At 58.0% G+C, this 19,253-nt stretch carries 17 protein-coding genes; 9 read left to right on the top strand and 8 right to left on the bottom strand.

Annotation, left to right across the window (positions count from 1 at the left end; translation table 11 throughout):
- The first annotated feature begins 888 nt into the window (after window positions 1-888).
- Complete coding sequence (locus tag I2H36_RS01295; protein WP_196262078.1) at window positions 889-1,272, top strand: hypothetical protein; 384 nt, start codon at window positions 889-891, stop codon at window positions 1,270-1,272.
- Between the two features lie 377 nt (window positions 1,273-1,649).
- Here the strand turns inward: I2H36_RS01295 and I2H36_RS01290 are convergent, their stop codons facing one another.
- Window positions 1,650-3,356: a methyl-accepting chemotaxis protein gene (locus tag I2H36_RS01290; RefSeq protein WP_196262077.1), complete on the bottom strand. Its 1,707-nt coding sequence runs from the start codon at window positions 3,354-3,356 to the stop codon at window positions 1,650-1,652.
- A 215-nt stretch (window positions 3,357-3,571) separates the two neighbouring features.
- On the opposite strand from I2H36_RS01290, the gene I2H36_RS01285 reads away from it, so the two are divergent.
- From I2H36_RS01285 to I2H36_RS01275, 3 genes are all read left to right on the top strand, one after another.
- Window positions 3,572-3,985, top strand: coding sequence for a response regulator (locus I2H36_RS01285; RefSeq protein WP_196262076.1), 414 nt, complete (start codon window positions 3,572-3,574; stop codon window positions 3,983-3,985).
- A gap of 79 nt (window positions 3,986-4,064) precedes the next feature.
- Window positions 4,065-4,589: an STAS domain-containing protein gene (locus I2H36_RS01280; RefSeq protein ID WP_210330883.1), complete on the top strand. Its 525-nt coding sequence runs from the start codon at window positions 4,065-4,067 to the stop codon at window positions 4,587-4,589.
- Window positions 4,590-5,209: 620 nt separating this feature from the next.
- A complete protein-coding gene (locus I2H36_RS01275; RefSeq protein WP_196262075.1) occupies window positions 5,210-5,656 on the top strand; it encodes an Lrp/AsnC family transcriptional regulator in 447 nt (148 codons plus the stop codon).
- Between the two features lie 32 nt (window positions 5,657-5,688).
- Here the strand turns inward: I2H36_RS01275 and I2H36_RS01270 are convergent, their stop codons facing one another.
- Together I2H36_RS01270 and I2H36_RS01265 are read right to left on the bottom strand one after the other, a co-directional pair.
- Window positions 5,689-8,745, bottom strand: a complete 3,057-nt coding sequence (locus I2H36_RS01270) for an aminotransferase class III-fold pyridoxal phosphate-dependent enzyme (protein WP_196262074.1) — start codon at window positions 8,743-8,745, stop codon at window positions 5,689-5,691.
- Window positions 8,746-9,502: 757 nt separating this feature from the next.
- A complete protein-coding gene (locus I2H36_RS01265) occupies window positions 9,503-11,092 on the bottom strand; it encodes an ABC transporter substrate-binding protein (RefSeq protein WP_196262073.1) in 1,590 nt (529 codons plus the stop codon).
- A 1,116-nt stretch (window positions 11,093-12,208) separates the two neighbouring features.
- Between I2H36_RS01265 and I2H36_RS01260 the strand changes: the two genes are divergently transcribed.
- The 4 genes from I2H36_RS01260 (at window position 12,209) to I2H36_RS01245 (ending at window position 13,837) form a co-directional block, all read left to right on the top strand.
- Window positions 12,209-12,370 (top strand): DUF6894 family protein, encoded by a 162-nt coding sequence (locus I2H36_RS01260; RefSeq protein WP_196262072.1) that lies wholly within the window; start codon window positions 12,209-12,211, stop codon window positions 12,368-12,370.
- A 188-nt stretch (window positions 12,371-12,558) separates the two neighbouring features.
- On the top strand, window positions 12,559-12,894 hold the full coding sequence (locus I2H36_RS01255) for a response regulator (RefSeq protein WP_246718589.1): 336 nt from the start codon (window positions 12,559-12,561) through the stop codon (window positions 12,892-12,894).
- 89 nt (window positions 12,895-12,983) lie between these two features.
- Window positions 12,984-13,256: a hypothetical protein gene (locus I2H36_RS01250; RefSeq protein WP_196262071.1), complete on the top strand. Its 273-nt coding sequence runs from the start codon at window positions 12,984-12,986 to the stop codon at window positions 13,254-13,256.
- Window positions 13,257-13,600: 344 nt separating this feature from the next.
- Complete coding sequence (locus tag I2H36_RS01245) at window positions 13,601-13,837, top strand: hypothetical protein (RefSeq protein WP_343234378.1); 237 nt, start codon at window positions 13,601-13,603, stop codon at window positions 13,835-13,837.
- Between the two features lie 79 nt (window positions 13,838-13,916).
- Here I2H36_RS01245 and I2H36_RS01240 read toward each other — a convergent pair whose 3' ends face one another.
- Window positions 13,917-14,132, bottom strand: coding sequence for a DUF2934 domain-containing protein (locus I2H36_RS01240; RefSeq protein WP_196262069.1), 216 nt, complete (start codon window positions 14,130-14,132; stop codon window positions 13,917-13,919).
- A gap of 320 nt (window positions 14,133-14,452) precedes the next feature.
- Between I2H36_RS01240 and I2H36_RS01235 the strand changes: the two genes are divergently transcribed.
- Complete coding sequence (locus I2H36_RS01235) at window positions 14,453-15,187, top strand: PRC-barrel domain-containing protein (RefSeq protein WP_196262068.1); 735 nt, start codon at window positions 14,453-14,455, stop codon at window positions 15,185-15,187.
- 57 nt (window positions 15,188-15,244) lie between these two features.
- On the opposite strand, the gene I2H36_RS01230 is transcribed toward I2H36_RS01235, so the two are convergent.
- From I2H36_RS01230 to I2H36_RS01215, 4 genes are all read right to left on the bottom strand, one after another.
- Window positions 15,245-15,631 carry a response regulator gene (locus I2H36_RS01230; RefSeq protein WP_196262067.1) on the bottom strand — a complete coding sequence of 129 codons (387 nt, stop codon included), beginning with the start codon at window positions 15,629-15,631 and terminating at the stop codon, window positions 15,245-15,247.
- 120 nt (window positions 15,632-15,751) lie between these two features.
- Window positions 15,752-16,900, bottom strand: a complete 1,149-nt coding sequence (locus tag I2H36_RS01225; protein ID WP_196262066.1) for a sensor histidine kinase — start codon at window positions 16,898-16,900, stop codon at window positions 15,752-15,754.
- A gap of 180 nt (window positions 16,901-17,080) precedes the next feature.
- Window positions 17,081-17,290 carry a cold-shock protein gene (locus I2H36_RS01220; RefSeq protein ID WP_196262065.1) on the bottom strand — a complete coding sequence of 70 codons (210 nt, stop codon included), beginning with the start codon at window positions 17,288-17,290 and terminating at the stop codon, window positions 17,081-17,083.
- Between the two features lie 1,206 nt (window positions 17,291-18,496).
- The gene (locus I2H36_RS01215) at window positions 18,497-19,237 is read right to left on the bottom strand and encodes a hypothetical protein (protein ID WP_196262064.1); all 741 of its coding nucleotides are present in this window, start codon (window positions 19,235-19,237) and stop codon (window positions 18,497-18,499) included.
- Window positions 19,238-19,253 lie beyond the last annotated feature (16 nt).

Below are 19,253 nucleotides of genomic sequence, written 5' to 3'. Positions count from 1 at the left end.
ACAGATCCTCCCTATTGCGGGCAGGAGGATAATCATGCCTCTCAATTGCGTCGGTGCTCAGTGGCACATGGGGATCGATAAGCGCGGTGCTGAATTCTATGCTTCTTGGAGTAGCTATCGTTACAACGTGATAAACCGCGTGCGCTTAGTAAATGAAGTAGCTCCACAAACAACTTTGTGGGCAGGATGTCCGTGTTTCCTGCCCATAGGATACCAATAACATCGCTTTTCTCAGGCGCTATGCTGCTCGACTGAGTGCGTTATGCGATTGGAGCGCCGTTTCTGCCGCCTTAGGCGCTTCATCAACGCAATGGACGCAACCATCGTGCGTTCAAGTTCAGCTAGAACATTGTTCGTGTCCAGCGCGATCGAGTGGTTATTTCGTTCCAGTTTCATCAGCAACTTGTTCCGCATGTCCCTTGTTCTGCAGAAGCGCAAATTCAGCGCCTGAACGCAGAGCAAAGCGTTGCAGTGCGGCCGCAATGTGGCAGACGTCCGAAAGGGAGTTTGAGCAACGATATAGCCCGCTCACAACACATTGCGATGGACATCACTACGGCTCAATATTGCAAGGTGCCGTGATTCAAGCATCCGGCACGTTGCACTTAACATCGCTACTTACAGCTGGATTGGGTTGAAGTGCTTCTTCACTTTGTAGCCTTAGGAGGTAGGCCTTCTGCATCGCCCCATCTCGGTCACGAAGGCCGTAGCCTTCTGCGAAAAGCCTGTCTCGAACATGAACGCGACCATACCTTCTAGCTTATGGGGCTTGGGCATTACATTGCTCACTTTCTCGAACGGATCTGTAGAGAAAACCCATTCGGACTATGCCGGGTTGAATTCGGTGCTGTGAACCACATGACCCGAATGAGGATGGAGGCGTGTGTCATGGCCGAAGCAAGAGTTGGCGTGAAGGTCTCCGACGACCGGCAGACGGTGACGATCGAGATCGGCTCTACGGCAGGACCGTCTCACCCGGTCGGACTTGATCTCAAGCAGCTCACGAAGGTGATCCAACTGCTCGGCGAAGCAAGGTCGCGCATGGTCGAAGGCTCACGGAAGCTTCCGCTCGACGGGAAGACGGTGGAAACAGTGATCGAGCCACCCTGGTATGTGCAGGTCGCAAGCATCGACGGCTCGCTGCTCGCGTTCGACCATCCGTCCTACGGACCTCTCGGCTTTGCCCTCCCCAGGCAGGATGTCGTCCGGATCGTGCGCATTCTGAACGAACATCTCGCGCTGCCAGCCGGGCATCCGGACAAGCCGAGCTAAGCTCTTACCTCAAGAGCAGCGCGGATCATCAATGCGGACGCAATCCGGCGGCAGTGACATCCATAGGCTATCGCATTTACGCTTGGCTTGCGGAGAACTTTGTGGGTGCGCAAGGGTTCCAACCCTGTCGTCTGCTGAGGTGATTTCTGTTGCCTTACCCACCTGCTGTGGGCTCGCGAATAGCTGAGACCATCATAACTTCGGCACTAGCACCTGTTCACACGACGCCAGCGTCAGCCCGAGTTCGCGACGCGATGTGTGGTTTTCAGCAAAAAAGGGTCGCTGTTTCCAGCGACCCTTTTTGAGTTTGGATTGTCGAGAGATGCTGGAGCATACGTGGGGCAAACTCCAACATCCTTGGCTGACTCTCTCGAAACTTACGCAGCCTTGACGCCGTTCAGGAAGGTTGCAACCTCGTGGCTGAGATCGTTGGAATGACGAGCCAGCTCCTGAGCAGCCCCCAGAACCTGGGAAGCTGCCGTTTCTGTCTCCCCTGCCCCGCTCTGCACATTCTGAATGCTGCCGGTCACCTGTTCCGTACCGCGTGCGGCTTCCTGGACGCTGCGAGCGATCTCAGCCGTTGCCGAGCCCTGCTGCTCCATGGCGGCGGCAATCCCGGTGGAGATCTGCGACATCTCAGAGATCGTGCGGGCAATCTCCTGGATCGCTTCCACAGTCTGCTGCGTCGCCTGCTGCACCGAACCGATCTGTTGCGAGATTTCCTCGGTTGCTTTGGCTGTCTGGGTCGCCAAATCCTTCACCTCGGATGCCACAACAGCGAAGCCCTTGCCGGCCTCGCCGGCGCGCGCCGCCTCGATGGTGGCATTGAGTGCCAGGAGGTTGGTCTGGCCGGCAATGGTGTTGATCAGCTGAACGACATTGCCGATCTTCTCGGCACTGGCAGCGAGTTCCTGCACTGTCTCGGTGGTGCGCTGGGTGCCTTTGACTGCCTTTTCTGCCACTAGAGAGGACTGGCTCACCTGCGAGGCAATCTCGCGGATCGAGGCAGACAGTTCCTCAGTTGCAGCCGCCACGGTCTGGACATTGGCCGAGGTCTGATGAGCAGCGGACGAGACGGTCACGGACTGTTGGGTAGTCTGGTTCGCCACAGAAGTCATGGATCTGGCCGTTGCCTCCATCTGGCTGGCTGCTGCCGAGACGCCTTGCGTCAGGGACGAAACGTTCATTTCAAATCGCTTGGTCAGCTGATCCAGGGCCTCAGCCCTTCGTGTCTTCGAGTCCGCCTCGAGTGCCACGCGCTCGTCTGCAAGCTTCTTGGCAATCATGGCATCCTTGAAGACCTGAACGGAACCAGCCATCTGGCCGATCTCATCGCGACGAGAAGTTCCGTCAATGGTCACCTCAAGGTTTCCATCCGCAAGCGAGCGCATGTTATCGACAAGGCGGCTGATGGGGCGGGAGATGCTCCTCCCGAGTCCGAAGGCAATGCCTATCAGGATCAAGGCAGACACGCCGACAAACGCGAGGAACACGTTCCGGTACGTAGCGCTGATCGCTGCGAGATCATCGACATACATGCCAGCTGCCACAACCCACTCCCATTGAGGAATGGATACGGCATACACGGTCTTTGGAGATGGCGCAGTCTCACCCAGCTTCGGCCAAAGGAAGTTTACGAAGCCCCCGCCCTTCTTGCCCGCTTCGACCTGCTCGCGGGTTACATAGGTGCCGTTTGCATCTTTCACGTCCGAAAGGTTCTTGCCTTCCGTAGCCTTGTTGGGATGCATGACGACGAAATTGGTGAAATCGAGCACCACGAAGTAATCGTTCCCATTGTACCGCATGGTACGCAGTGTGTCGGCTGCACGCTTCTTCGCCTCCTCGACCGTCAATTCACCCTTCTTCGCACGCTCCTCGTAACCCGCGATGAGAGTGGTTGCAGTCTGCGCAAGGCTTTTCAACTCCGCTTGCTTCCGCTCAAGCAGGATGCTCGAGATTGTAAGCGATCCGTAGATGGCCAGCGCAATCAGCGCGAGGATACCCGCCGCTATGCCTGCGTAGAAGCGTCCTGAGATGCCGGAGAACCCGACCTTAGGTCTTGTAACCGAATTTTGAGATTTCATGACTTCCCCATGATACCTTGCCGCGTAGGAGCGGGATACGTACGCCCCTAGCCACGCAGGTTCTTAAGCTTCTGAGGAATAGCTCGCCAAGCTTGTGCCAAGCTTCCGTGGCATCGCAGCAACCCTTCGTGGTGATCCCTCAAAGGGGGACATTTGATTAAGCTGACGTTAAGCAGCACAGGCGGAGACTTGAGCATCATCTGGAGGAAGCCAGAATGGTCTCCACTTCCCGTTCCAAGGTCACCGTCCTTGTTGTCGAAGATGATGCGCTTACCCGAGAGCTGCTGGCTCAGCTGCTTCATGCAGGTGGCTTTAATGTCATCGCCGCACCGGCAGGAGACCGGGCCCTGCTGAACCTTTGCCACCTGGGCAACGAGATCGACTGGCTTGTCAGCAAAGTGAGCCTTCCAGGGCTCGTCTGTGGATGGATTCTCGCAGACGAATATCACGAGCATCACCCTGATCGTCCCGCGCTTCTGCTTTCAACGTCGGATCCAGCAGCCAAGACATCTGCAAATGTCGTCTTCATCCCCCCGGCGGCCCCTATGAGGGTCATTGAGGTTCTACAAGCTATGGAAGGCCTTGAGCCAGCTCGGGTGCTTCAGATTCCTATTTCTAGGGCAGCCTGACCACCGACCCTACCCGGAACAGAATTCGCCCCTAGATGCTTGATTATACCGATTTCGGGGTAATCCATAAGGTGCGAATGTGCAGATCGATGTAGACTCGCGTGGCCAAGGCTTGGCCGTTGTTAACTTGCAGGGCCGCCTCGATGCAGCGGCTGCTCCTACTTTCAAGCATCAGATTGTAGAAGCCATCTCGCAAGGTAATGTTCGCCTCGCGCTACACATCGCCCATGTGTCGTTCATGGACAGCACAGGTCTGGGAGCAATGGTGTCCGCTCTCAAAGCGGCAAGAAAGGCGAGTGGCGATATCAGCATCATCGCCCCAAGTGCTCAGGTGCAGAAGCTGCTCCGACTTACAGCAATGGACCGCGTCTTCAAGGTACTTGGGTCGGAGGAAGAAGCTCTACAAGTTTCAGGGACCGGCCAGCTCGAGCGCCTCGTAGCCATGGCGAGGTCGTGTGGATGGTCACAAGACAGCATACATGACAGTATTGTCCGTAAAGAAGACAATGAAACAACGCCGCCTAAGCCCGCCAACGACTCGGGGCGAGAACAAAAAGACGCGGCTTGTCAGAATAAAGTTTCAGCGCGACCATTAAGTCTTTGAGAAGATTGGTGGGTGATTTAGGACTCGAATCTACGACCCGATTAAGAGTTTGCGGGCCAGCCATGTACTGGTCCGTCACAAACCGCCAAGAGCTTACGCCAAAAGAGTTTTCGCTTCTCACTAGGCGCCAAGAGGGCTCTGGCTTACGCTCTGGCATGGTAGCTAATTCGATGGGTAGCAACCAGCATGCCAACACGAGGAACGAAGATTACAAAGGCTGCAGTCGACCGACTTGTGCCGGCAAACTGCTTCAATTTCTAAAAGGTCGCTTGCCCTCCAAGCAGCAGATCAAAGCCCTTCTTCCGGAATGTGCCAAAAGGAGACATCTCGCGTTCCTCGGCCCACCAGTGAATACCTAGGTCTTCTGCTCGAGCGGATCTAGGACAGCAGCATTTCCGCGTCCATCCGATAACGATAGTGGGATATCGCCTATCAGCCGAGGCTTGCCAATCGACCCCATGACAAATTTGGCATGCAGCTAGACGTCGTATGCGTGGGCAAGACTCCGGCCAGCACGGTGACTGTCTGTGTGACCGCTGCCACTTGATTTGTTTGGCTCAATCAAATGACTTGGCAGTTGGATTGACTGTCTCTCGTGCGATTACTAGAGCTAAAGCAACATGATGACGTCTCTCGATGAAACCGACCGCCAGATTCTCAAGCTCCTGGCACGCTCCGGTCGCCAACCCTTGAAACAACTGGCAAGCGCCGTTGGCTTGTCCCGCAGTACAACGACTGCTCGTCTTCGGCGTCTGGAGCGAGAGGGCTTTATTCAAGGCTACTGTGCCATCCTTTCATCCAGCGTCTCGCCGAGGCCGAACCAGGCCGTCCTGCTCGTGAAGCTCGACAAGACGCCTGCCTACGACATTATCGATGCCATTCGGCAGATTGACGAGGTCATTCAATGCAGGTCCGTGGCTGGGGACATCGACCTCGTCCTGGATGTTGCCGCCGACGCGGTTGAGACCCTCAACAAGGTTCGGGATCGGGTCTCGACCATTTCCGGGGTCGCCGAAGTGCGAACACACATGGTTCTAGCAACTAATTTCAGGACCGTATTATCCTGAAAGACTGATCCGTGATTTGCAATATCCCGTTCCTAGATGCGGCAGGGTTCCTCCCGCAACACCGCGGCTAGACGATGCAGGAGATAGGACGCGTCCTCGCGGGTAAAGCATAGGGGTGGCCTAATCTTTAGAACGTTGTCAAACGGGCCGTCAGTCCCGATCAGGATGCGATGCTCGCGAAGGCGGTTCACGATGTACGAAGCCGCCTTTTGCGCCGGCTCCAAGGTGTCGCGACTCTCGACCAACTCAACGCCCATGAAGAGGCCGGATCCCCGGACGTCACCGATCATGACGTGGTCGTCCTGAAGTGCGCGCAGTCCATCCAGCATGAAGGTGCCGACGTCCAAGGCCTGGGCTTGAAGGTTCTCCTCGTCGACGACGCGAAGGACCTCGCGGCCAATCACGCAAGCAAGCGTGCTTCCACCGAAGGTGCTGAAGAACTCCATCCCGTTGGCGAATGAGGCGGCAATTGCGGGGGTGGTGATCACTGCGCCGATCGGGTGCCCGTTTCCGATTGGCTTACCCAGGACGACAATGTCGGGCACGACGCCTTGCGTCTCAAAACCCCATTGATGGGTGCCGATGCGGCCGAGTCCGGTCTGCACCTCGTCAGCAATGCACACGCCCCCTGCCGCCCGTACGGCCTCGTAGGCATGACGGTAGTAGCCTGGTGGCGGAATAAGCTGCCCACCAACGCTTGGGAATATCTCGCAGATGAAGGCCGCGACCCTCCGGTCGCGCGCCTGGATCCGTTCAACGGCGACGCGGACATGATCAGCGTATTTGCGTCCGGCTTCCGGATCGCTTCCCTTGTACGGACCACGGTAGGGATCGGCAACGGGCACCACTTCAACCCAGTCCGGCGCTCCCCGTCCCCCGGGACCATTGAACTTATACGGACTGATGTCGATCGCCGTGTTGGTATTGCCATGATAGCCTGCGTCCATCACGATCGTGTCGTCGGCCCCGGTGTGGGCCCGCGCAAGCCGCAGGGCGAGTTCGTTCGCCTCGCTCCCCGAGTTCACGAAGAAGCAGACGCTCAGCTCATCGGGGAGCCGCGATGTTAGTGCCTCCGCATACTCGACCTGCGCCGGGTGCAGATACCTGGTGTTGGTATTGAGCAGTCGGTTCTGCCGCGCTGCTGCAGCGACAATCCGCGGGTGGCAGTGGCCCACATGCGGCACGTTGTTGTAACCGTCGAGGTAGGTCCGGCCATACTGGTCGAACAGGAACTGCCGATATCCACGAAGCAAGGTGAGCGGCGCACGATAGGAGAGCTTCAGGTTGCCCGCGAAGCGCTTCTTGCGCCGGGGCAGGACGGTTTCAGTCGCCGTGGTGACAGCGGCAGTTTTCTCATTGGCTAGGTTCAGGAGTGCCGCCCCGTTGGGGAACAGCTCCATCCATCCGGCGGACTCATCCGGATCAGCGACACCAGGCCAGTCCGCTCCGCGACCCAGTGTGGTAAGGCCGAGTTGGAAATGGACATGAGGGGTCCAGCCACCGTTCTCTGACCGATCGCCGATGAGGGCGATGACCTCCCCGGCGACCACGGTCTGTCCCGGCGAAAGACGTGCGACGACGTCTGCCGCCAAGTGACCGTAAAGCGTGTAGAACCTATCGCCGCCCGGTATCGTGTGTTCCAGTACCGCGACGCCGCCATAGTCGAGCGGCGAGGTGCGGAGTTCAACGGCATGCACGACACCATCGAGGGGGGCTCGGACTTCCGTACCGGCATCGATGAACACATCCACGGCGATGTGAACGGTGCGTCTGTGGGATCCCGCATAGGGAGTCTTCCTGAATTCGGGCCCGGTATAAATGAGGCGCGGCTCGCCATATCGGCCGAGTCCGATGTCAGCGCCCCCCATCGCTTCCGCGACCGCATCGTCCAGGTCGTCGGGATCGAGGTCGAATGGGTTACGGGGGGATGCGGGACTGGCGACGCTCAGGTCGATGACCGGAATTCCGTCGAGGCTTCGGCCAAACATAGGGGCGAACCGACCCCGGTGGCTTGCGATCCAACCCATCACCGCATCGGCACGAGGGTGTCCGGGACGTCCGCACGAGACGCGAAGGCATGCGAGGACCCAATCGGGGGGAAGGCTGGAATTCGTCTCCAGGAAGTTCCATGCCGGCTGCTCAGACACCGTGACATACGGATCGTCCGGCTTCTCCCGCTTGACGATGGCGGAGTTCGCGACGCTCACGGCAAGGCGCGTCAGGACAAGCGGATAGACCAAGGCGAGTTCTTCATCGCTCAGTGGCCGGACGCTATCGTACCCTGCGATGAGCGCTGCCAGGGCCGCAATAGGCCGTTCCTGGCCCAGAACCGCGTACGCCCCGGCGATCGCGAGTTCCGCAACGGCTGGGGAGTCGATCATGTCACCGAAGTCGATGATGCCCGAGAGCCGCGGCTCCCCCGTGCTGGCATCCACGAGCATATTGTAGTCGTTGATGTCGTTGTGGATCGCGGTGGTGGGGAGTGCGGTAAGTCGCCCTAGCAGGTTACCCTCGAATTCGGCGATAATCCGCTCGACGATCTCCCGCCTGCCGTCACCATCGATCCAACCTATCGCATGGCGAACCCAACCCGATCGGCGAAGATCCCATTTGATCTCTCGTCCGAGAGCAGGATGAGCGAAGCCTTCGAGAGCCCGATCCATCTTTGCCAAGGTCGCCCCGATCTCGCGCAACAGGGAAGGCGGCTGTGGGCTGGTTTCCGCGTAAAGCTGGCCGGGCAGGTTCGTGATGAGCCAGACCAACCGCTCCTCACCACTCTGGTCGCGGGCCGACACGAAGTGGGATCCGTCAAGCGCCTTCACGACGCGGGGAACAGCGACCTCCGGAGCGTGCGCCGCGACATGGTTCAGGGCTTTGCATTGCACCTCGATGAGAGAGCTGTCGCATCCGGGCCGCATCACTTTCAGGACATGAGTTCTCGCTCCCTCCTGGTGCACGGCGAAGTTCAAGTCGTATTCTCCGTCTAGCGGAGTGAGAGAGGCTGGGAAGCCAAAATGCTCCAAGAGCACGTTTGCCCACCATGTTTCGCTGGCCAACTGAACGGGACCCGTCGGCGATGCATCTTGCATTTCCGTTTCCTTCTTCGCGATCCTGCTCACAAACCCGATACTCCGGGCAGCGGGAGCAGCGTTCTCGGTCTGCAACTCGGTCAATGTCACTTTAGTCCTCTCCAAAGCGAGGTTCGCCACGCAGGATTCCGTGTTAGGCCGTCACTTTGCTCAACTTGACTGCCATTATGTCTGGTGAGCTCTACCCAAAAGCCAGCGTTCCCTCGAAGAGATGGACCGCGGCCTGCCCCGCCGACAGGCGACTGGGAACTCTGTGGGAACTCCCAGCAACCCATCCGCCTCCACCTTTGGGCCACATTTGGGCTAACAGCTCACGATAGCGCCCGACCCAGCCTGCATCGGGTAAGGACCATTTTCGTGAACTTCCCGGACCTGATCTCGGCGTTAGCTAGGCGGGGGATTGCTGAGCGAAAGTCTGTATTGGGTCAAACTGCGTCGTTGGAGCTGACCTTACGAACGTCAGCCTAACCTTATGACTATGGAAGTTCTGCCTTCGTCGGAGTTGTACTAGCCCCGGACATTCCTCTATTCACGCAAGCCACGATTCCTCTCCCGAACCTGCGCACGACGTGCTGCGGCTTGGTGAGGGAGCCTCCTGCTGTGTCACATCCGGCTGGTTACACATCGTTCTGCCAACCGGAAACGCGCAAACGGACGACAGTAGATCTCCTCAGTTGCCTAGTGATGGCTGGTGAGGAGATCCTGCCTTGTGAAGCCTGTTTGCTCCAATATGGTGAGTACCCTTCTATCTAGCGCGCTATTCCTTCTTTGCCCAATAGAATAGGAGCTGGTTGTCGGCCCGCTGGACGAGCTTGACCTTCTTCGACACGCCCCAAGCGAGCGCCTGCTGGTGCAACGGGATATGCCCGTAGTCTTTGGTGGCGATTTCAAATGCCTTCTTGATCAGTTGGTTGCGCTTCTCCGGATCCGTTTCGACCAGGATCTGATCGGTCACAGCATCAAGATCCTTATTGCAGTACCCGCCGTAGTTGGTCTCGCCCCGACTTGATCCGGGAACATCGCGGCAGCCCATGACGTCATAGAGAACATTGTGGCTGTCGAATGTGCCGGGGGTCCAGCCGAGCAGCGAGAGCGAGGTGGTATAGCCGCCCGACTTACCGGCTTTGCCAAAATAGAGTGCCTTCGGCTGCGCTGTCAGGTTCACCTTTACGCCGGCCCGCGCCAGCATGCCGACGACGGCCTGACAGATCGCCTCGTCGTTCACATAGCGATCGTTAGGGCAGTCCATGCCGACCTCAAACCCGTTCGGATAGCCGGCGTCGGCGAGAAGCTGCTTGGCACCCTCAAGATCATACTTCGGGCGCTCGAAGTCCTTTGCATGGACGAAGAGCTCCGGCGCGATCATCAGGGCCGAAGGAGTGGATAGCCCCCGCATGACGCGGTCGCGAATGAGGTTGATGTCGATCGCCTTGAAGAAGGCCTCCCGAACCCGCACGTCTTTGAAGGGGTTCTTCCCCTTCACGTTCGAGAACAGAAGCTCGTCGCGGGACGAGTCCATGTTGAGAAAGATCGTCCGGAGTTCGGGCCCGGTGAGCACCTGGGCATTGGGAGAGGAATTGACGCGTGCGATATCCTGCACCGGGACCGGTTCGATCACATCAACCTCGCCCGACAGGAGCGCGGCGACCCGGGTGGCGTCACTTGCGATGGGCGTAAAGACGATCTCATCGAGGTTGTGCTCCGGCTTGTCCCACCAGGCCGGGTTGGGCTTAAAGACCGTCTTCACGCCAGCCTGATGGCTCTCGATCCTGAACGGACCCGTGCCGTTGGCGTTCAGCGCCGCGAAGCTCGGCGTGGTGGCAGCCGCTGGCGTCGGAGCGGTGGCGTTGTTCGTCTCTGCCCATTCCTTATCCATGATGTACCAGGTGTCCCACTGGGAGTTCAGGATCGGGTTCGGAGACTTGAGCTTCACGTCAACCGTGTGGTTGTCGACCTTCACAAGTTCGGCATTAGTTGGCACGCGTGTCGTAAAGTTTGAGCCCTGCGCCCGCACCCGAGTGGCCGAGAAGATGACGTCATCCGCATTGAAGTCGTTGCCATTGTGGAACTTGACACCCTTGCGCAGGAAGAAGCGCCAGGTCAGGCCGTCATCGCTGATTTCCCAGCGCTCGGCGAGACTCGGCTGAACCGCGAGGTCCTTCCCGCGGCGCGTCAGGCCCTCGTAGACATGCCCGAGGTGGGCGTTGGTGGTGGTCTCGTTGAGCGTATAGGGATCTAGGGATTTCAGATCGCCTTGGTTGGCGTAACGCAGGGAAGCGGCAAAGGCGGGCGTAGATAGGGCTGCAAGGATGATCGAGGCGGGGATGAGGACGCTATTTCGTATCATCAAATTGTTCTCCCCTGGCATTTTGCGCATTGCGATAGCTCCGGCTCACCGGCTGGATGGTACAACTTGGCAGGAGTTCCTGACCGGGTCCAGTGGAGATAAGATCAGTGGCGTCTCGCCGCGGCGGCACTAGAGTGGGGCCGGCAGAACGGAGCAACGTTGATTCATGCTCCACTCGCATGATCAAGCGGCCGCAAACGGGACCTATTTCTGCAGAGGTCGCTTGGGGTCAGGCAGCGACGATACACCTGCACTTTGGGAACTTCTGCTTTGGGTCAAAGTGTAACGAAGAGCGGATTGAATGAAGGTCGGCCTACTGCCTCAATTCAGAAACTGGCTTTACTTCCGCCTCGTGCCATTTCCGGACGTTCCGTCTGGCGAGGGCCCTGTAAATCGACCTTAGCTCTACCGCCATCGAAACCGCTGTGGACGTCGGTCCGACAGGTCGAACTGGGCAAGGCTAACCTGCAGCTTTCCTTCGGTTCACCCGCCGCAGCACCAGCGACACGTCCTCGACACCATATGACTTCTGCAGCAGCTCCAAGTCGCGCCGCCCCCTCCGCCGGCACGTGGCTATAGTCGGAGGTCAGCGCCACCAGAAGTGAGGAGTACCACTACCGGATCTCCCAGCCAGCTCGATCCCACTCATTCCCGGCATAACCGGGTCCGAGAACACCATGTCGAAACAGGTGTGGTCTTTCTCGAGCGTTGGATGTCGGCTACGGCGACGCCTTCTTGCAGGTGTCGGTGCTTAAGGCGGGATACGCCTGAGTTGCGCGCGGCACGATAGTGAGGGCCGGGGTTGAGCAGGATCGTGGCAAGCAGCGAGTTTCCGAAGCTCTTGAAATCGATCCCGACTCCGACCGACCCAGGGAGAACGAGCTGATCCTGCGCAAGCCTGAGATCTGAACTTAACATTGGCGACACATGACTTCGCGGCAGCGCTATAGAATTCAGTGGAATACAGACTGGGATGATATGCAGTCATGACCGATGAGATAACGTTGATTTAGTGAGACTCCGCACTATATCTATTTAGTATTACTGGCCTGGTTTACCCAGGCGTCGGTGACCGAGAGTTCGATGCGCTCCCGCCTGCAGGTAAAGGAGCGCCCCATGCCTCGCTATTTCTTCCATGTGATCGACGGCCGCGACATCATCGACAATGTAGGGTCGGAGCTTGCCGACCTCAAGGAAGCCCGCGTCGAAGCAATTCAGTTCGCTGGCGCCATCCTGTGGGATGAAGGCGACAAGTTCTGGGAAGGCGAAGAGTGGTAACTGGATGTCACCGATCCCACAGGACAGTCTGTGCTCAAGCTCCGCTTATCAGCCCAAGATCAAGGCAACACGCATGAAGTTGACCACAAGATCAAGATCTCGGCTTAGCCCGTTCTCTGAAGGCCAAGCCATTCGAGAGCTCTCGAAACTACAAGCCTCCATAAGGGAGGAGTCAGGCAAGCACCGACATGATGAAAGTTCTCGTCGTCGAAGATGACCCATTCATCCGTGAGATGGCCGTGACGGGGCTGGAAGATGCCGGGCATGAGGTTATCGAAGCAGCCAGCGGCGGGGAAGCATTGAGGCTCCTTCAAGCTGGCATCGCCGTTGATGCTCTGCTGACCGACGTTCGGATGCCAGAGGCTAATGGCTGGGAAGTGGCCAGGGCCTACCGCGAGCGCTTCCCGGATCTGCCTGTCCTGTATGTGACAGGCTATTCAGAGCAGATGCAGCCCGTACCTGGTGGGATCATCATCTCGAAGCCCTATAGGATGTCCCAGGTGATTAACGTCCTGGGAAAATGAGCAGCAGCGAAACTCGCGCGTTGCAGCAGTTGCGTGCGTCGACGACGTTGGGATCTAGGCTGCCCCCACTTGCCCTATGGAGAATAGCCATGACTTTGCGCACTACATCCAGGACGATCACCTTCGCGCGGCCTTTCTCGTTGGATGGACTCGATGAGACTCAGCCAGCCGGGAGCTACACGGTCCAGACGGACGAGGAACCCATCGAGGGCTTATCCTTCTTGGCCTACCGCCGTGTAGCCACCGTGATCTTTCTCCGCCTAACACACCGTGGGGCAGGATCCTTCCAAGCGATCTTGGTCACGCCGGAAGCTCTTGAGGCCGCACTGACGCAGGATGCTTCGGGACCCCATGATACCTGATTCGACAGCCAGCCTCGTGGGTTGTTTCTCACGAGAACGAACGTTGGATAAAGGCACCCGTCCCGCGCTGTGGAGCCCAACTGAATACTGGCAGGCAGACGCAAAGCTCTCTGCATGCTTCGTATTACGCCGCACACGTAATTGCTCTAAGCATAGAAGAGAAGCCGGCTCCTCGGAGAGGCTTTTCAGAGGAGGAGGTGGCCGGGGCTGTGGACACTGCCTACTATACAAGTAAGACCGGGAGTTCTCTGGAACAACTTGCGTCTGCAAGCCGTGCAGTGAGCCCGACAACCCATACAAATTGATGCGCATTGCGGGAACTGGAGGTAGGCTTGGATGTGATTGTGACACCAACAGACGACGGCAGGACATGGAACCTGACGGACCTGCTCGGCCGCTCGATGGGTCGGATCACAGAGGCATCTGCCAGCCAGTTCACAATCCACCCGGAAGGCCATGCTTCGGAGACCATGACCGGCATCGACCGTGGACCCTTCGCATCCCTTGATGCCGCTTTGGCAGCCATTGAAAAGCACACCCGAGGCGTCTGCCGGCGCAATCCGGGCGAGGATCAACCTTGACCACAAGTCCAACCGTGAAGGTTGTGAAGAATAGTCTCGACCGACCCGCTAAGCATGAACTTTGGCGCTCTTTCCGTTTCTAGCCTGGCCTATCGGACCCGGAACCGCTCCTCGCCGAAGCAGCATTCGCGCTGATGCCTTTGCTGATGTCGCTCCTGATCGCTTCACTCTTCAGCTTACGTTCGGCCTGGTGCCAAAACTCCGCCTCATGGCCCTCGCGACCGCCATGTTGCTCCCAAAGCTCATAGGCGCGCCGTCTTATTCGGCCCTGTATCTCGTCGGAATGCTGCTCCATATCATTGTTCTTCCCGCGTTTTCTTCTAGCTGTATGCGGCCTTCACGATTGTTTATTGAGGACGAACAGATAATATTAACAATAAAAATTGAGTAACTTTAGGTATCATCCTCGCTGAAAATATGTATGGTGAACATACAAATATTCTAGAAAAGCATATTATTTTTGATCGATTACTTACGTTGGCGCAACATTTTTCCTGAATTGATTATTTAAATTGCATTCACATCGCGATGCCTCTTGATGCTCCAGACACGGATGGCTGGCGGCAGAAGGCGGCCTCGCCTGGCACCTTGCCCTTCCTACAGATCGGACTAACGATGAAACCGGCACGAATTCTCCTTGCAGTTGCTCTTCTCAGCATGCTCGGTGTCACGCAGGCGATGGCCGACTGCCAGATCGCGGACGCCAAACTCGAAGAGGCCATCCTGCAAAGGCCCGAGCTTCGCGGGAAGGCCAATCGCCAGACAGTTCGTGACTTGCGCAACTTGCGCGACGCGGCGATCACGCTCTGGTCCTACGGGCGGCATGACGATTGTGAGCGCCTCTTAGGCAACATCCGGGAACTCCTCGCCGGCCCTCCGATGAACTCTCTGGGCGGCAACGACGAGGAGGATGCGGAGACGCAGATGAACGCGCGCGAGCCAAAGGTCCAGCGGGGCGCCGTTCAGGGTCGCCGTGCTGACAAGGACGCCAAGCCGCTGATCCACATCGAGGAGCTTGCTCCAGGCTTGAGGGCGGACCAGATCATCGGCGCAGAGGTGCGCAGCGCCGACGATAAGATCGTGGGCGAAGTGCGGAACGTTGTGTTTGGCACCAAAGACCGTCGCGACTACGCGATTGTGGCGTCAGGTGGGTTCTTCACGCCTGGCAAGGACAGCATCGTCGTTCCGATCCGTTCCCTCAAAGTCTCACAGGAGCGGGACAGCTTCTTCCTTCCAATGCCGGAGGCGCAGGTGAAGACCATTCCCCACATGCCCGATCAGGATTACAAGTGGCTGTCGGACGACGCGTGGCGCACCCGGAACGACGCGCTCTTTGCAGGGCGCCAGTAACCAGAATTCAGGCTTGCGACCACGCCTCAGGGCCACGAGTGCTCGTTCGTTGCACTCTCAGCCCTTAGGGAGCAGCGCTCGGATCAGCTCAAGCAGTCTTTCAGGGCGAATGGGCTTTCCGACGAAATGGGTCCCCTCCGGCAGGTCCCCGGGTGCGGGGGCAACGCGTCCCGATGCGATCACGACACCAATATCCTGACGATCATGCCGCACTCTGCGGGCAAGCTCGAAGCCGTTGATGCTCCCGCGTGGCATTTCCACGTCCGTAACGACCACCTGGACGTCGGGAACAGCCGCGAGAATATGGAGCGCTTCGTCCGCGTGAGCCGCCTCCATGACCTTGAACCCAGCATCATCCAGCACGTCCACCAGCATCATGCGGACGAGTGCTTCGTCCTCGACGACGAGAATGAATGCGCGAACGTCAGGTTTCTTCTCAGGCATATCGATTGGAATAGCAATCAGTCCTCGTCGTTCCTAAGGCCGCAGTGATATTCGGCCAGTACGGCCGACGGCTTTAACTCGTGTCACCACCTGTGCCACATCTCGGATGTATTCTGGCGCCTACTGGGACGTCTCTGGGAACGAGATCGTGACCGTCAAGCCCGTATCGCTGCGCACGTCGATCTCACCCCGGATCTGCTGAACGAGAGACCGAACAAGGCCATAGCCGAGCGATCCTTCTCGAAGACTCGACATCCCGACGCCATCATCCCGGACGATCAGTTCAATCCATCCCGGCTGGCTGCGGCGCGCCCGAATGAAGATCGTCCCTGACCGTGGTGCCGGGAAAGCGTACTTGACAGCATTTGTGATCAGTTCGGTGAGCACAATGCCAAGCGGAACCGCAGTATCCGCGTCCACCAGCATCCCGTCATCCATCTTCGCCTCAAGACATATGCGATCATCGTTCTCCGTAATCGGCTTCAATGCCTGGCACAGGTCTGCCACGTACACAGACACATCGATGCGTTGAGCCTTCTCCGATTTGCTCAGGAGATCGTGCACCCGCGCCATGGCGTTGAGGCGATCGTGGGCCTCCTCGAACAGGGCCCTGACGGCCGGGTCCGGCTGCCGTCGTCCTTGGATTGCTAGGAGGGATGCCGCAATGGCAAGACTGTTCTTGGCGCGGTGGTTGACCTCGACCAGCAGCATCTCGCGCTCAGCGACCAGCGCCGACAGCTTTCCGTTAGTGGTCTCCAACTCCCGTGTTCGGGCCGCCACTCGGGCCTCTAGGTCAGAGGTCAGCGCGCGAAGGTCCTCTTCGGCATCGTAGCGTCGGGTGATGTCGAGGTACGAGAGGAAATGATTGCTGACGGTGCCTTGACCGTCATCCACCGGGCTGGCGAACAGCATCGCCCGGAATGGGGTGCCGTCTTTGCGGTACTGGAGGATCTCCAGGGTTTCGTCCCGTCTCTCCAGGATCGCAGTCTCATAGCGCCGGATGGCCTCAGGGTCGGTGCCGTCGCCGTTCATGAAGTGCGGGTCCTGCCCGAGCAGATCGTCCGAGCTGTAGCCCGACAACTTGACGAACGCCTGGTTGGCGAAAACGATCGGGTTGCCGGGTAGGGTGGCGTCGGTCACGAGCATCGGCATGCGGGTCCGGCGAACGGCCTCGACGAAGAGGCCACCTTGCTGCCGTACGGCTTCGATGTGCCGTTCGGCGATGGTTCGCTCCGAGGTGTCGGCCACATTCTCCTGAAACTCGTTCATGGCCGATCCCGTATGATGTTAATGCAATGAGGTGACTTGAGGTGTTCGGCCAACATACCGGCTCAGCTCACTTACACGACTGCGCAGTGGCAGCGTCGCAGGTGCAAATAAAAAGCCGCTCCCATGCGGGAGCGGCCTCAATGCCTCAGTGCGGATAAGCCTGCACCGGCGGGACGGGCCTTATGCCATCTCTATGTTGTTGACGGCCATCTTGCCGGAGCGGCGGTCTTCCGCCGTATCGAAGGCGACCTTCTGGCCTTCGACGAGGCCGCGTATTCCGCCGCGCTCCAGAGCGGTGGCATGGACGAATACGTCCGCGCCGCCGTTGCTCGGTTCGATGAAGCCGAAACCTTTTTGATCGTTGTAGAATTTTACGGTGCCCGTGATCATCGGAGTATCCTTAGGCTTTGCGTGAGTGCACGTGAGCTTGAGGCCGCGCAAGATTGCGGCGCTGTGCTTGGGTTCGTCGATTTTTGGGGAGAGTGTCTGAACGTGCGCCTGGCAAAGCCACAAGCGAAACGGCCCGATTGTTCGGCCAAAGTCGATAATGTAGATATGGGGCTTCTATACTGGGTTGCAAGGCTGGATGGGAAACATACCCTCCACAGGACCTGTGGCCGGCCAAGTTTCTCCATGAGCGTCCGCGGCATTGTATGTCGTCTAATGATCTCCTGACTGCGGTGGAGGTTAGAGCAGGTTGAATAAGCCCTCACGAAAACTGGAAGCAGCGTATTCGAGTGGAAACCGCCAACCATCCTTTCTGGAAACGCGGACTGATCCAAGCTTGTGCCTGATCCAGGTTGGAGAAGAGCGGATGGCTTCCGCCATCCAGGCGCCCAACACCAGCCTCTAGGTACCACTGCCCCGGAGCCACTTCGTTCTCGCCCTAGAGGCGCACCAGCACGGCCATCAGCCGATGCTCCTCGTTGAGGACTATCATGCCCTCTTCGTCAAAAATCTGTCGCCACCCGCATGAGCTGAACGGTGAAGGTCATATAGCAGCCTGATTGCTCTGGGGTAGATGCGTTATCAATATCTCATGCGCACCTTAGGACTGTCGCACCGGACCGGCCCCTAAGCCGATTTCCGCGAAGCTGACTGACGGACCTGCACTCATAGAGAAGCAGAGAAATCGTTTGGTGTGGCAACCATCCCGAACCATTTACTTGACCCAACACCTCTGCAACGGCTGGCGCAGCCCGCACATTCGACCTTTATCAGCAGGTTCCGCTTTTTCGATGCGTAGAGAGATAGAACTCCAGGGCACTTTCGCCGAAGTACACTATGGAGTAGTTGCATCTCAGAAAGGAGGGCATTTGTTGGTAAGCCACCCTAGCAACTAATGATATTCAATCGTCAGGTGCCTGAGAGCGATCATGATGTCGGCTACAGGGTCAAGAATAGTGTAAGCGGGGCCGCCCGCGTTGCCGCGATTGCTAGCCAGCCATGAGTGCACGCGCAAGGCAGATCGATCTGTCGAGGCTGGGGGAGGCTCCTCGCGGCGCCAGGCCGATTAGATCCAGTGTTCGAAGATTGCGTCTTGCCGGCTCAACGATCCCATCAGTTGCAATAGTCAGCTGACCCGGCTCGCACGGTTTATCCTTTAATCACCAGCTCGATGAAAGGCTCAAGGCTGGCATAGGGCAGTGTAAACTTCTCGCCTCGAAAAACCATCGGTACGTCCTGCTCACCTGCGAAGCCAGACGTCAGCTTGCTGCGGACCGTGAAGGTCTCGCCTGCCACCACAGGCCCCCAAACTTCATCAAGATAGTCCACCATGCCGATTTCGTTCAGCTTCGCGTCGACGGTCTGCTTCCGAGCGTGTGATGGCAGTTGACGGAGGCTGCTCTCAATATCGTCACGCATGACAGCATATGCGGGATTACGGACCTTGTAGCGAAGCTCCACATCCTGAGTGAAGGTCCACACGGAGCCAATCACCATCTGTTGCTGCTTGGAGACCGGCTTCTTCTCCGGCTTGTCAGCCTTCTTTGCCACTTTGGCGCGGGTGGGAGCTTCGGCAGGCTGAACATCGGCGATCAGCGCCCATTTGCTTGACCACTCCACCGCTCGATAATCGCCTTTCGTTAGCCGATCAGTGAACTCCAGGATGTCCTGATCAATGAGACGTTTGCTGCCACTGGCCTCAAAGTAGCGCAACCGCATCTCATCGGGCAGAAGCAGATAGAAGTTGTCACTCTTGACATCTACGTCGAAGATGTTGGTGACCTTCACGACCTGATCGCGGGTGGATGGGGCCTCGACGCCATCACCCTTAGGATAGACCATCGTTCCTTTTGGAACGCGGATGTATCCGTCCACCTGCATCTCTGACATCTGTTCTTCGTCTTTC

It is taken from the genome of Microvirga terrestris (genome assembly GCF_015694425.1).
Taxonomy (GTDB): Bacteria; Pseudomonadota; Alphaproteobacteria; order Rhizobiales; family Beijerinckiaceae; genus Microvirga; species Microvirga terrestris.
Note: the sequence above shows the minus strand (reverse complement) of the source record. Positions and strands in the feature narration are given on the sequence as shown.